This is a genomic window from Corynebacterium sp. CNJ-954, from assembly GCF_001942345.1.
Taxonomy (GTDB): Bacteria; Actinomycetota; Actinomycetes; order Mycobacteriales; family Mycobacteriaceae; genus Corynebacterium.
In genome coordinates this window covers 69,353-82,558 of sequence record NZ_MKKI01000045.1, presented here as the reverse complement: position 1 = coordinate 82,558, position 13,206 = coordinate 69,353, and the positions used below count along the sequence as shown (strand labels likewise).

At 62.9% G+C, this 13,206-nt stretch carries 13 protein-coding genes; 8 read left to right on the top strand and 5 right to left on the bottom strand.

Annotation, left to right across the window (positions count from 1 at the left end; all coding sequences use genetic code 11):
* Positions 1–6: 6 nt before the first annotated feature.
* Complete coding sequence (locus BJF89_RS16690) at positions 7–405, bottom strand: transposase (RefSeq protein ID WP_255372727.1); 399 nt, start codon at positions 403–405, stop codon at positions 7–9.
* 1,067 nt (positions 406–1,472) lie between these two features.
* Between BJF89_RS16690 and BJF89_RS16685 the strand changes: the two genes are divergently transcribed.
* From BJF89_RS16685 to BJF89_RS16660, 6 genes are all read left to right on the top strand, one after another.
* Positions 1,473–2,402, top strand: coding sequence for a metallophosphoesterase family protein (locus BJF89_RS16685; protein WP_075816195.1), 930 nt, complete (start codon positions 1,473–1,475; stop codon positions 2,400–2,402).
* The gene (locus BJF89_RS16680; protein ID WP_075816194.1) at positions 2,396–2,575 is read left to right on the top strand and encodes a hypothetical protein; all 180 of its coding nucleotides are present in this window, start codon (positions 2,396–2,398) and stop codon (positions 2,573–2,575) included. The genes BJF89_RS16685 and BJF89_RS16680 overlap by 7 nt, the downstream gene beginning before the upstream one ends.
* Positions 2,576–2,614: 39 nt before the next feature.
* Positions 2,615–3,859 (top strand): hypothetical protein, encoded by a 1,245-nt coding sequence (locus tag BJF89_RS16675; protein ID WP_075816193.1) that lies wholly within the window; start codon positions 2,615–2,617, stop codon positions 3,857–3,859.
* The gene (locus tag BJF89_RS16670) at positions 3,852–4,160 is read left to right on the top strand and encodes a hypothetical protein (RefSeq protein ID WP_369803760.1); all 309 of its coding nucleotides are present in this window, start codon (positions 3,852–3,854) and stop codon (positions 4,158–4,160) included. The genes BJF89_RS16675 and BJF89_RS16670 overlap by 8 nt, the downstream gene beginning before the upstream one ends.
* Positions 4,161–4,187: 27 nt before the next feature.
* The gene (locus BJF89_RS16665; protein WP_075816192.1) at positions 4,188–4,478 is read left to right on the top strand and encodes a helix-turn-helix domain-containing protein; all 291 of its coding nucleotides are present in this window, start codon (positions 4,188–4,190) and stop codon (positions 4,476–4,478) included.
* A gap of 279 nt (positions 4,479–4,757) precedes the next feature.
* Complete coding sequence (locus BJF89_RS16660; protein ID WP_075816191.1) at positions 4,758–5,471, top strand: helix-turn-helix domain-containing protein; 714 nt, start codon at positions 4,758–4,760, stop codon at positions 5,469–5,471.
* Positions 5,472–6,029: 558 nt separating this feature from the next.
* Here the strand turns inward: BJF89_RS16660 and BJF89_RS16655 are convergent.
* The 4 genes from BJF89_RS16655 to BJF89_RS16640 all read right to left on the bottom strand — a co-directional run bounded on the left by BJF89_RS16655 (position 6,030) and on the right by BJF89_RS16640 (position 10,652).
* Positions 6,030–7,820, bottom strand: coding sequence for a hypothetical protein (locus BJF89_RS16655; protein WP_075816190.1), 1,791 nt, complete (start codon positions 7,818–7,820; stop codon positions 6,030–6,032).
* Positions 7,817–8,911: a hypothetical protein gene (locus BJF89_RS16650; protein WP_075816189.1), complete on the bottom strand. Its 1,095-nt coding sequence runs from the start codon at positions 8,909–8,911 to the stop codon at positions 7,817–7,819. Before BJF89_RS16650 ends, BJF89_RS16655 begins: the two co-directional genes overlap by 4 nt.
* Positions 8,912–9,135: 224 nt before the next feature.
* A complete protein-coding gene (locus BJF89_RS16645; RefSeq protein ID WP_075816188.1) occupies positions 9,136–9,351 on the bottom strand; it encodes a hypothetical protein in 216 nt (71 codons plus the stop codon).
* 527 nt (positions 9,352–9,878) lie between these two features.
* Positions 9,879–10,652 (bottom strand): HNH endonuclease, encoded by a 774-nt coding sequence (locus BJF89_RS16640; protein ID WP_083650994.1) that lies wholly within the window; start codon positions 10,650–10,652, stop codon positions 9,879–9,881.
* A gap of 124 nt (positions 10,653–10,776) precedes the next feature.
* Between BJF89_RS16640 and BJF89_RS18735 the strand changes: the two genes are divergently transcribed.
* Both BJF89_RS18735 and BJF89_RS16630 read left to right on the top strand, forming a co-directional pair.
* A complete protein-coding gene (locus tag BJF89_RS18735) occupies positions 10,777–12,351 on the top strand; it encodes an N-6 DNA methylase (RefSeq protein WP_075816186.1) in 1,575 nt (524 codons plus the stop codon).
* A 46-nt stretch (positions 12,352–12,397) separates the two neighbouring features.
* Entirely contained in the window at positions 12,398–13,150 is a 753-nt protein-coding gene (locus BJF89_RS16630) for a hypothetical protein (RefSeq protein ID WP_075816185.1), read from the top strand.
* Positions 13,151–13,206: the final 56 nt, after the last annotated feature.

Here is a 13,206-nt window from a genome sequence, read left to right as displayed (position 1 = left end):
TGTTTTTTAAAGGTGCCGGCCGGGTAACGACCACGGACGACACCACCTCCACTGCTTGATCTTGCTGACCGCCCGCTCGACAATATCGCGGCCCTTGTAGACCTCAGCGTCAAAACCCGGTGGCCGGCCGCCGACCGAATCCTTCTTCTTCCGGGCAGTAACCTGGTTGATTTTCTCAGGGATGACTGTCCTGGTCCCCCGAGCCCGCAAATACTCCCGGGTGGCCTTGGTTGGGTAGGCCCGGTCGGTGAGTACCGCATTCGGGTTGGCGCGTGGCCTGCCATCGCCGACCCGTGGCACCCGGACATCGTCGATGACCTCGCGCAGGACCGCACCGTCATTACGTTGCCCACTGGTGACCACCACCGACAGCAGTCTGTCGGCGCCATCGACGCCGACTTGAATCTTGATAGACTACCCTCCCCGCGATCGCCCGGAACCGTGATCTGCCGGTTCAATAGGGCAGTATTCCTGGTTCGTGTAATTTGCTCGCGCCCCCCTGTGTGCTGCTCAAGTCGAGTCGTGCACGTCATGTGCAGATGAGCCCGGTTGATCGCGGCATCCACCGACACGGTCTAAGGCGTGACTCCTAAAGGCGCGGGCCAGGCGACAATCGACGACAACGCTGCCCGATACACCAACGCCAACTTGTCGTACAGGGTCGCCAACCCCGCCACTGCTTCACCTTGTTGAACGCCCGCTCGACAACATTGCGGCTCTTGTACGCCTCAGTATCGAATCCCGGCGGCCTACCACCGGAAGAACCCTTCGATGCGGGCCCTTGGGCGTCGGTGAACTGCAGTAGCGGCTGTTCGCCCATACCTCCAGGCTGTTACGTTCCGGACGAATCTTATAGGAGACATGCCCTAGAACAAGCTATCTGTATGTGCGGTCACAATAGCCCGGCACACGCACCGGGAACAGCTCAGACTACGACGAAAATGTTGGGCCGGAGGATCCACAAGTCGGCCATGCCGGGCAAATGAACGTCTCCGTAAATGACGGGTTCGGCTCGTGACAGGCCCCTGTGCCAGCAGGCCCTTCCCGAGTCACTGCGAGAAAGCATGGAGACCACACTCCTACGTACCGGATTTAGCCTCCCTGACGCGCGCATACGCACGTGCCGGAGCCAGTCGCGCCCGGCGTCAACCCCCGTGTGCCAGATCACGTGACAGGGTACGTGCCAGACAATGTGACAGAGCACGTGACAGTGCATGCGATGGGGCATGTGACAGAGCATGTGCCGACAACTGTGCCAACGTTTCTGCGTGCTTCGCCCGCTTCTTCCGATTTGGCCGAGCGCAGCAGTAGCAACAATGCGCATCAGGGAACCTTTCAGGCTGGCAACGATGAAATTGGGAAGTATCCACCCGAGGTGCGCAGAAGTTCACTCATGTATCTGGCCAACCCGATCACACCGGTGTTACCGTCGCCGTCCCACCAACCACAGCCCGCATTCCCGGGGAGCCCCCATGGTCACCGCCGCACCCAATCCGAACCTCATCGCTTTCGTCGGCGACTTGCACGGCAAACTCGCCGCTTTTGAGCACACCACAGCCCAGGCATTGAATCGCGGGGCCACGACTATCGTCCAGGTCGGTGACTTCTGGATCTACGACGGACCCAAGGAGCTGCCCAAACTGCAGCGAACGCTGCGACGGATCTGCCCCGACGGTATCGCCGTGGAGGACATCGATTATCGGTTCATCGACGGCAACCACGAGAACTTCGACGTGCTCAACCCCGGCGCTGCTGCTCTGGTGCAGATGTCCGACAACGTCACCTACATGCCACGCGGGACCCGGGCTCACCTCGCTGGCGCTGCCATCCTGTTCTTCGGCGGGGCGTCCTCCACCGACCGCGAACACCGCATCGAAGGCAAAGACTGGTGGCCGGCGGAGAACATCACCACCGGCCAAGCCGAACGAGTCACCGCGGCTGATCCAGCCGACACATCCGACTCATCCCGCGTCGATATTCTGGTCACCCACGACACCTCCACCACCGCCTTCACTGACCTGTGCACCGTCAGCCCCCACGCCCGCGGTAAACAACACGACCCCGCCGGCGAGACCAACCGCGCCCACCTCGACTCGATAGTCGCGCGCGCCCGGCCGCGGTTCCACGTCCACGGCCACCACCACACCAGACACAGCTGCACTTATGACCTCGACGGTCACCCGGTCACCGACATCTCCCTGTCACTGGAGAAAACCACCGGCTCCGTCGCCATCTGCGACACCCGCGACCTCACCTGGACCAGCCCGGTCGGTCGGCAGGACACCGGCGACGACGAGAAGCTCCCGATCCCCGGCCGTGAACCCGAGACCACAGCCTGCGCAGAACACGACACACAACCCCCAACCGCCACGACACCTCCGAGGACACACCCGCCATGCTGACCCCTGACGCTTTCGGCACCCGCGACAATCACGCTCCAGTCACCCCGAACCCGCACTTGATCGCCTTCATCGGCGACATCCACCGCAGCTTCACCGCCCTCGAACACACCCTCATCCTCGCCCTGAGCACCGGCGCAACCACGATCATCCAGTGCGGCGACTACTGGCTCTAAGGCGACGAAATCCCACCCCAACCCGACGACCACCCCGACATGGCGCAGATGGCCCAGGCGACACTCGAATCCGTCTGCCCACCCGGCATCGACCTCGCCGAGGTGGACGTCCGCTTCATCGACGGCAACCACGAGAACCACGACCTCCTGAACCCCGACACACCCCACCCGGTACCCATCAGTGACAACGTCACCTACATGCCCCGCGGCACCCGGGCCCGGCTGGCCGGAGTGGAGATCCTGTTCCTCGGCGGCGCCTCCTCCATCGACAAAGACTGGCGCACCGAACGACTCAACTGGTGGCCAGGCGAAAACATCACCGAACCCCAGGCCGACCGGGCCATCGCCGCAGCCACCGACCCCGGCCAACCGCCGGTGGACATCCTGGTCACCCATGAGACGACCACCGAAGCCTTCACCGCACTGGCCCGCGGCAGTGAGCACGCCCAAGACAAGGCCGGTGAACCCGCCGGCGAGACCAACCGCGCCCACCTCACCGAAGTCCGTGACGCCGCATCCCCACGAGTACATGTCCACGGTCATCATCACACCCGCTTCGCCGCCCCTGTCGGCGGTGTACTGGACGTGGGGTTGAATAAGGAAACCCGTGACGGCTCCGTGGCGATCCTCGACACCACCGACTGGAGCTGGAGCATACCGGTCGAACGGTCCACCTACACCTACCCCAATGATGACCTGACCCAGGTTCCCACAAGCCACCGCCATGTCGAGCACCAGGGACTGTTCGAGTGGGATACCGTCGAACTCGCCGCCCCTGAGGTGAACCTGGACACCTACGACCAACCGGTGAACCCGGGCACCATCGAGTCGATCACCGCCCACCGAATGATCCTGCAACAAGTCACCGGACGCCAGCGCGGATTCGGGCTACGGCACACCCTCGCCGCCCGACGCATCGCCCGCACCGACACCCCCGAGGACACCGACGCCTCTGCCCGTGACAAGGCCGCCGAACAATTGTCCGCCTGGATTCGCAATGACGACATCGACAACCTGGCGACCCACCTACTCGACCCACGGGAACAGTTCGACATCTACCGCCACCTCAGCCCCATCATCACGCTATGGGGCACCGAGGAAATCCGCCTGTGGGCCGCTGACGCCGCCATCACCGCCGCCTACGCCGCCCTGGCCGCCGAGACCAGACTGAACTACGAACACGCCCGCCGCCGGCGACAACAACACGCCCACCGCCACATCCAGCTCTACGACCACGACGAACCAGACACCCAACTCCCACCACAAGACCCCCGCCATGACTGACCAGCCCGGCGACAACACACACCCCGACCACCGCGACTACACACCCACCGATGCCTTCACGCACATCTGTGAGGTCTGCGGCAAGACCGTAATGCTGACCGCACAGGCCGCCTACTGGGCCGGATGGGACTACCCACCGGACATGGGCGAGTTCGGAATCATCTCACCACGCACCTGCGAACACTGTCCCATAGACGCCACAGTCTGGTGGGCCATCGCGATGGACAAACGCACCCTCGACGAACTGACCCCCGAACAGCTGAAAACCGTCGCCCGCATCCGCAACGAGATCCCCGATTAGCCACCCACCCAGGAGAGAACACACCTCATGAACAACCCCGCCACCAGGACCACCAGCGTGTGGGACGCCCTCGCCGACACCCCGGCTGAGGCTGAGAACTTCCGACTGCGCTCAGCACTGCTCTCCTCAATCAACGACCATATCGCCGAACAGCGGTGGGATGCAGGCCATGCTGCGGTCCAGCTGGGGTTGACTCAACCTCGAGTGACCGAGCTGTCCGTAGGGCGCCTCGACAGGTTCACCCTCGACGACCTGGTGAGCATCGGTATCACCATCGGGATCCGCCTGGAGGCCACACATGACAGGAGGCAGCACTAAGCACCAGGCGCCCCCACCCTGCTACAGCCGCAGGTGGACACGATGTGGACCACAGTGCTGAGAGTAAGCACTCAATCAAGAGCACCTGGGCTACCTGAAACTGGGAGACTCTGGTGCAGATCTGGCCGGTGCTGCGAATCCCCAACCGCGTACGCGACATGTGGGAGGCGATCTACCCGGAACTCACCGGCAACCCTGGGGTGCATGGCCACGGTAGGAGATAGTGCCGCCATGTCACGTCATGAACACTCCTATTACGCTAGCGCTACACTTGTGCGCATGGAGTTGACCACCCGTGAGGCCGCGGCACGTCTGGGCGTGTCCCAGGCCCGGGTCCGGGCCCTAATCAACTCCGGCGGGCTCACCGCCCGTCGTGTCGGCACCCTGTGGCTCATCGACGCCGCCAGCATCGAGCACCAACACAGCCTCACCACCGCCGGAGCCACCAGCCGTGCAATGTCTCCGCGGATCGCCTGGGCCGCAGCGGACCTCGCCGACGGTGGAACCGCAGCCTGGCTCAGCGCCACCGAGCGCTCCCGGCTGCGCCGCCGACTCTCCGGCTCCCCTGAGATCGATGCTGTCCGTCGGTGGATGAGCAGACGCGCCAGCAGCATCCACCACTACAAGGTAGGGCCAAAAGATCTGACTGCCTTGCTCACCGACTGCCGGGCCGTGCGTACCGGGATCAGCGCGGTGGAAAGCTACCACCTCGGACTCGGCACCGGCGGCGACGCCGACATCTACATCAGCAGTGAGGACCTCGGGCAACTCGTCAGAGGGTACGTCCTGCTACCCAGTAGCCGAGGCAACCTGACGGTGCGTATAGATGACGGCGACCTCCATCGTGCTGCTACCCGCACGATCGATGGGCGAGTCGTGGTGCCCCGGATGATCGCCGGCGCCGACCTCGCCGACGACACCGACGCCCGGACCCGCAGCGCTGGGCGGCGGCTGCTCGCCGCTGTGATGGACGAGCGAAGGTGGGAGCGATGACCTCGGCTACGCCGACGGACCCTTCTGAGTTCCTGACCGACCTCGCCGTAAACCCTCGGGGAATCCGGCCGCGCACAGCACTACCGGGACTTCACCGTACAACTCCCCCAACTACTAATCTCGAGGGGTCCGAACTCTAGACAACGAAAAACCGGAGATCACAAACCCTTTCGAGTTTGTGACCTCCGGCCGGTTCAGTTCGTGAACCGCTCACTGTGAACGGTCCTCGAAACCAGCTCAGCGGCCAGATTCAACCTCTGGTTCCCGATGGTTTCCTCCCCATCTCCCGAGGGTTTTCACCGTCTATTCAGCTGACCGGGCCACCCCGACAGCCGGCCCCCAGAGCCCACCCCACCGACACAGAACTCACCGACGACCTCCAGTCACCTGCGATCATCCACGCGCCAGTCACCTGTACAACCGCATCAGGTCGAAACAGAGCCCAAAACTCCCGATGGTTTTCCAGGCCACCCCAGCACCACAAAGGGTCCGCCGGTCACATAACCGGCGGACCCTTCTTTTTCACCCCGCCTCCGAACTGTGGGGAGGTGCCACCACTTACGTGCGCGGCGGGATCCTCGTCGGCGGATGCCCCAGATCCTCGGCCAACTGACGCATCCGATACCTCACTGACGACTCCGCAGGGCCTCGGGCGATGAAGGCGTCCTCGGTGGCCATGTTCGTCGCGGCGAACCACAGTCCGATCAGGATGCTGATCGCCGGCTCGCGGCGGGCCGACCACGTCAGGTGCTCAAACCCGCTGATGTGTGGGGACTTCAGCTTCGAGAACTGCCGCTCGGTCGCCGAGCGCACCGTCTCGTAGTACAAGGTGTGCTCCCACGACCCGGGCACCAGTCCGCCCCACTGAGCCATGCGCCACTGATCTTTCGACAGACTCACCGTCAGCTGCGACCCCTGACAACACCGGTAGCGATCCGCCGACCATGCCGGCTCCAGCAGCGGGACCTGCGGGTCATCGTTGTCCAGCGAGGCCGGCTTGAGCGGGCACCGCACCCGCCCCTGCACGGCTGGGCACACCAGATCCATCCGCACCGACTGCTTGGCATCATCCTGCGCCCGGCCGCGGCGCCCGGGGCGGGACCGCTTGCGGTACGGACGCGAGTTGAGCCCCATCAACAGGGGAAACATCCGTTCCAGCAGACGGTCATGCTTGTCGAAACCGTCGTTTTTCGCCTTCTTGATGTCCTCGGTCCGCTTGATCATCCGGTCGTTGCCAAGCACCTGCTGGGCGACCGGACAGTAGAAATCCCCGGCGATCTGCACCGGCCCAGCCGAGACCCCACCGTAGCCATGCTCAGCGCTGTCACTGGCCCACACGGTATGGAAATGTGCCGGGTAACGCACCACCGGCGCGTACCCCGCATCCAACACCACATCGTTGAAGCGAACCTTGGGGTTGTAGCCCATGTCCACCACCAGGTACGGAGCCCGGGCCCGCTGGCCTCGCTCCGGATCGAAACCATGCAGCTTGTGGTAGCTGATCACCGTCGCCAGGGCCTCGACAGACGCTGACGTCGGATGGTCGATCGCCGCGGCGGTGAACAGAGCGGGAATCTTCGTCGGATGCTGCGGCGGTCCGCCCACGCTCAGCGCGGTGACCCCGATACCGAAGCCATGCTTCTTGGTCTTCCTGACTTTGGCACCGTCGGTATGGACGGCGTTGTCGATCGCGTCGCGGACGTAGTATCGCCCCATCGACGCCGCACCCCGCAGTTTGTCGTCCCGAGATCCCAGCTCGCGATCAGGTCGGGCCAGATCCACCGTGGTCTCATCGACCATCCGGCACACCTCGCCGTCCGTGGGGATGTCGATGGTGATCGACGCGGCGAGCAGGGCGTTGACGATGTCATGCAGGCGCTGCCTGGCCAGATCAGAGGCCACCTGCTGCTCCTCGCTACGCCCGGCGATCTGCTCACGATGAGCCTTGTTGCTCACCCTCCTGGCAGGTAGGTCTGCCCCCGGATCCAACGGGGCCAGCATCCGGGACAGCCATCCCAACATGGCCTTGTAGTCACTCTGCACCAGAGAGCGGTTGGACGGGTCCATCCCCACCCGGACTGTCTGGGCATCACTGAGCACATCGATCTGCCGAGCGGTTTCAGCGTAGCTGGGTACCCGCGCCACTCCCGACAGTATCGCCAACTGAGTGGCGAACACCGCCGTCAGCGTGTAACGCCGCCCTGTCGGTGTTCGCCCACCCGGCCCCCGATGCATCCGGTGGTACGTCTCGATCATCTTGACGATCCCGGAGCGCTCGATCAACTGCACGCAGCGCTCGAAATGCTCGTCGAAGAAACAGTATGTCGCCGGCCTTTCCCGCTCACTCATGCCGCATCCCCCTGCTCGTCGGCGGCCAGCAGGATCTGCGCCAGCTGCTCGGGACTGTAGGCGGGAAGCAGATCAACCTGATCAGCCAGCGCGCGAAGATCACTGACACCGGCCAGGCGCAGCAGCGCCGCAGCCGGGACCCCGTGCCGCACCGCCAGATCGACGATCCAGCGATTGCGCAGCCCGACCGCGTCGAAGCCGACATGCCCCAGTTTGCGCAGGTCCTCACCAATCTTGTTGACCGCGTTCCTGCTGACCTGCCCACTGGTGGTCACCGGCATCAACGGCGCCGAACCGACCTCGCCTGCCCGGGTGATCAGCCGGTGGCCTTTGGCCGGGCTGATCACCGGCACCCGGCGATGCACTACCCCGAAACGGCGCACGGTGATCACCACGACGTCATGTCCCGGGCCGATGGTCACCATGGAGACATCCGTGCCCAGAACCTCCCGAACCTCATCAGCGCGCAACCCCGCCCCGGTGATCAGATCCAACGCCAACAGCAACCGCAGCCGCAGACCCTCCCGCAACGTTGAGGCAATCGTGTAGAGCTCCGTGACGCGCTCGGCAGGTACCGCCGCAGGCGCCTTCTTGCGCGGCACCGACGCTCGACTACGCCGAGACGGCGGAAACTGCTGGGGATACAGCACCCGGCCGGCGGCCTCCAGAATCAGCCGGTAGGTCGTTAGACTGCGCGGAGTGACCCGCCCTGACTGCCTGGCCAACCAACGCGCCACCCCGGCACCAGTCAGCGTGCGCTCCTCGTCGACGACCTGCGAGTCCAGGGCGTCATCCACCAGCACCCTGGTGATCAGGCGGGTGGCCTTGCGGTCCTGGTACTCGCTGACAAACGGAGTATGGGCCACCACCAAAGCCGCACGTTGCACAGCCAGCGTCTTCAACGGGGTGACAGGCCCATAGATACTCACCGTCGACAACGCCGCCAGGCGGGCTGCGCCACCATCGGGCAGCGTGCGTCGGGTGAGTTTACGCACCGGCGCCGGAGCGGCCTCAAGGAAAGGGCCGTAGACATCGTTCTGCGATGCCGGGGTGGGTGGGGATGCTGCGGCCATCTTCTTGTGCCGGCCCATCAGAGATTCACCGCCCCGACAAGCCCCTTGTGTGCGCAGAAGTCGACACACCGCAGGTCAGAATAGGGCTGAGGGTTGCCCGACGTGCCCGGGCATGGCAAAATCAACATCGTTGATCCTTTCAGGGTCAGTGCCAAAACCGCTTGATTGGTAGTCGGGAGGTCTTGGTCTTTCAGAACGGGTTCCGGTGCCAGCCGGGACCCGTTCTTTCATTTTCGGTTGGGTTATGTCGCCTGCGTCCAGCTCTCCTCGGGGTGCCGGTCGAAGTACTCGGACAACGCCACAGAGGCGATGCCACTGAGGGTGCGCCGCTCGATCGCGGACTGCCGCCGCATCAGGCGGGCCACCCGGGCGGGGACCTTCAGTTTCATCGTCACCAGGCCGTCCTCGGGGAGCTCGCTACGGCGTCGACCGAACGCGGGCTGCACGTCGTCGTTCATACCGGTCTCCTTCCTCGAAGCATCGTGGTGCTCTGGAACTAACGTTGTGATGTCCTGCCTCCGGAGCGCTTTAGCGTCAGCGACATGTGTCCACGATGTACCAATGAAGACCCCCACCGCAAGGAAAACATGCAGGTCAGCACAACTTCGCCGCGAACGGTGTTTAACGCAATCGTACGGGCAATGTTCTAGTTGCCACTGTGGTTCTTTCGAATCGTGCGTGCTCCATGCCCCAATCGCGTCAGTGAGATGGCTGTACGCGATAGTGTGGCCAGGTGTAACAGTTCCCTTGGTGACCTTTGGGTCATGTGTCCCCTCAAATCACCCCCGTGCGGGGTTGGTTAGTGTCGCGGCGTATAGGTCGACCCCGGGGAGCGCTACCGCGTGACGCGGCAAGGGGGGTGCTCGACCCGGGGTCTGGCCGCTGGGGGATGCGGCCGGGGACAGTATGACACGCGGGCGAGGCCGTAGGGGAGATTTGCAGAACTTAGTTTATGCGACCCTCCCAGCACCAATCACGCTGAGCCTCAGTCGAGGCCGGACTTTTCGCGGTGATGTGCTAGCGCACGACGGTCGGGGTGGTTGCACTCTCGGCTGGGGACGTGCAGCTTCGCTCCCTCCAATTGGTGATAGGTGGTGGCCCGTACTGCTGGTGAGAGCAAGACAGCGAAGCTGTCCTCGTGAATGGCAAGCATATGCCGATCGAACATCGCATGGATGTCAGATCGCAGGCACAAGCCGTTACTCACCCGGTTACTGTCGCGCCCCTTGTACGGCGCAATATGCGCGGCCTGCAGCGCTACCGGGAGATTGGTCTTGGTGATCGCACACTTGTTGCCGTAAGCATCAAGTACCGCATTACGGAAGCGCGACTGCCCCTCACGGACCGTCTGCTTCGCTACCCGACGTCGGCGCTCGTCTTCCAAGTCGTGGAACCCAGTCGTCTGCTCAGGGTCCAGTGCGGGCCCGAGGCCGAACTCCATAACACCCTCGACGATCGCTTCGATGTGGTCGTTCGTGATCGTCATGCCCTCAACCAGTTGTTCTGTGGGGAAGGGCTCCTTACGCGCCAGCTCCCAGGCGAGAGCCAGTACCTCGTCTTTGTTCTTCGATGTTCCCGGCCGCCCCGACTCCGAGCCGCGGAAGAAGTCAGCATCGGACGCACCGAGGGATCGAGCTACTGCCGTAATGAAGTCTTTTCTCACCGTACCGCCGCGGCTAGTAGTGAAGTGCTCGATGCCCAGCAGGTCCGACAATGTGGACATCGCAGCGCGCTCAGGTTCGTTGTGTTTGAGAGGCATAGTTCGAAGCTACCTGAGCTCGCCCCGACCGATGCGGAAAAATTGCCGTCTCGGAATGGCTTCACAACCGCCCGGCGTGTACTATCAAAAAAGAGCTTATAGCTAAAATATCTCGGAGGCCCCCATGACCACCTCATACGCCCACCCCGAAACCCGGGCGGCGTTCTCTCCGTCCGCCGTGTCAGCGGTCATCCGTGACTTGCTGTCAGCCACGCCAATGCAGACCCGAATCAACTGGTTGAGAGCCATAGCTACGCTGGTGACCGACCAGCGCGAGGACCTCTCCAACGAAATGGAGCAGATCCTCGGCACCACTCCGTTCGATCCACTCCACAACCCCCTAAAGGGATTAACCATCGGCGAAGTAGGGGTTTGCTACGAAGCCCTGACCGCCCTATCTGATGCAAACTCACGCAAAGCTGCTGGACAGTACTTCACTCCGGACGACGCCGCACAGTTCATGGCTCAGCACTCGACCGGCTTTCCGGAAGGTATCTGGCTGGACCCCTGCTGCGGCGTCGGCACCCTGGCCTGGTACCTGGCCAAAGCACAGACTGACCGCGCTAGCTTCGTACGCGACCGCCTGGTTCTCATGGACATCGACAAGACCGCGCTACTATCCGCAGTGGCACTAATCGGCGCTGGCTACCTGGATATTGGCGACGTGGAGGGGCTAAGGGCTCTACATTCACGCTCGATCCGACGAGACTTCCTAACACTCACCCGGCTGCCTGACCACGACTTTGTGATCGTAAATCCGCCCTACGCGCGAACCGCTACCCTACCGAGTTACAAGACTAAGGACAGCCGGGAGCTCTTCGCGTACTTCCTGGAGCGCATCGCCACTACGTCAAAGGGCTTCATCTCGGTCACGCCCGCCGCGTACCTGTCGGCACCGAAGTTCCGCGTTCTACGCGAGGTCGTCAACAATTGCGGCACAGGAGGGCGCATCTACGTCTTCGACAACGTTCCGGATACCCTGTTCCGAGGATACAAGTTCGGCTCCACGAACACCTCGAGCACGAACTTCGTCCGCGCCGCCATCACTGTGTGCTCACCTGAGACCACCGAATGGAAAATCACCCCGATCATCCGCTGGCGCTCTGCCAGTCGCCCACGTGTTTTCTCCCTGGCAGCCGAACTACTGTGCCCACGCTACATTGGACCAGCCGAGGAGTGGGTGAAGCTCGCCCCAGGACTCGAAGGACTCTGGGAACACTTGACTCAAGCACCTACGGCTCTGAGGGACCTCATCGTCCAACACGAGACCGACTACTCACTCACCGTCGCCCTGACACCCCGTTACTTCATATCCGCTGCCTTCCGGAACCTCAGGCGTGGTTCTAAGGCCACCCTGTATTTCGGGAACGCAAGCGACCGTGATCGCGCGGCCATCGTTCTGAACTCAACTATCCCGTACCTATGGTGGCGCGCGTTGGACGGGGGCGTAACCCTCCCCCGCCGCGTCCTTATGAGCACACCGGTCCCAGACTTCGTCGACCCAGACTCAGCCGCAGCCCTCGCCGACGAGCTGCAGGAGACCGAGGAGGAGCACATCACCACGAAGCTCAACGCCGGGAAACACAACGAGAACGTCAAACGGCCGCGGGAGCAGGTAGCCCGCCTTGACGAAGCTGTCCTCGGAACCGTTCCTGACCTGACCCTGCTCTATACCGAGGACATGGCCGCCAAAATCTGATTGAATCTGTTCCTGAGCACTTCCTACACAGATTCAGGAGTCAGCCATGGCGACCAGCGGTTCACCCGAGTTCGACAAGTTCAAGCATCACATCGAGTCCAACGCCACCGTGCGTCGAGAGGTAGAGTTTGCATTCTCGAAACTACTGACCGCCGCCAACCCGACGGACCGCGGCGCTCGCTTCCTGTTCGGGGGCGCAGCCGAATGGATCCTCGCTGCTGCCGCGTGGTCAGCTGGCGTCCTCGTCGCCCCTGCAGGGCATAATGCCGATGGCTTTGATCTCGGTGACTTGTTAACTAAGGCCCGTGCCGATCTGTGGAGCGTGAAGGCCTCTGCTGCTGCAAAGCCAGCAGACATCAAGCTCGTGAACTTCCAAGGATCTGGTGCAAACCGTGACTGGACCGAACCAACTCTGTTCGTCGCACCGTACCTGGATGGCGCAGTCCTGGTCGACCCGAACGAAGCTACCGAGGTCAAGAACAAGATGAAACGCGGCGGTGACTCCCTATCCATTCGAGCAAAGGCGATCGTCGACTACAAGAAGGAGCATCCGGAGAACCACGCCAGCTTTGAAGTGGCCGTCAATCCCGGGGACATACCCTACGATTCTTCAGCATTCCCAAAGTCGATCCTCGACCCAGCGACATTCCCACACCTGGCCCGCCCGTTCATCGAAGCGAAGCCACTCCTTGACAAGTCAACAAGTGCAGAGATCGAGCGCCTGGTGGCGCTGCGTGACAATGGCACTCTCACCGATGAGCAACTCACTCAGGCCGTCTCCAAGGTCGTCGGCAACTAAAACCACCTCACCAGCACCGAATCAGGAAGACCCGCTGGACGAAGCATCGCTACACT

Coding starts and splice junctions, on each gene's coding strand:
- BJF89_RS16685 (WP_075816195.1), top strand. CDS start 1,473: ATGGTCACCGCCGCACCCAATCCGAACCTCATCGCTTTCGTCGGCGAC.
- BJF89_RS16680 (WP_075816194.1), top strand. CDS start 2,396: ATGCTGACCCCTGACGCTTTCGGCACCCGCGACAATCACGCTCCAGTC.
- BJF89_RS16675 (WP_075816193.1), top strand. CDS start 2,615: ATGGCGCAGATGGCCCAGGCGACACTCGAATCCGTCTGCCCACCCGGC.
- BJF89_RS16670 (WP_369803760.1), top strand. CDS start 3,852: ATGACTGACCAGCCCGGCGACAACACACACCCCGACCACCGCGACTAC.
- BJF89_RS16665 (WP_075816192.1), top strand. CDS start 4,188: ATGAACAACCCCGCCACCAGGACCACCAGCGTGTGGGACGCCCTCGCC.
- BJF89_RS16660 (WP_075816191.1), top strand. CDS start 4,758: ATGGAGTTGACCACCCGTGAGGCCGCGGCACGTCTGGGCGTGTCCCAG.
- BJF89_RS16655 (WP_075816190.1), bottom strand. CDS start 7,820: ATGAGTGAGCGGGAAAGGCCGGCGACATACTGTTTCTTCGACGAGCAT.
- BJF89_RS16650 (WP_075816189.1), bottom strand. CDS start 8,911: ATGGGCCGGCACAAGAAGATGGCCGCAGCATCCCCACCCACCCCGGCA.
- BJF89_RS16645 (WP_075816188.1), bottom strand. CDS start 9,351: ATGAACGACGACGTGCAGCCCGCGTTCGGTCGACGCCGTAGCGAGCTC.
- BJF89_RS16640 (WP_083650994.1), bottom strand. CDS start 10,652: ATGCCTCTCAAACACAACGAACCTGAGCGCGCTGCGATGTCCACATTG.
- BJF89_RS18735 (WP_075816186.1), top strand. CDS start 10,777: ATGACCACCTCATACGCCCACCCCGAAACCCGGGCGGCGTTCTCTCCG.
- BJF89_RS16630 (WP_075816185.1), top strand. CDS start 12,398: ATGGCGACCAGCGGTTCACCCGAGTTCGACAAGTTCAAGCATCACATC.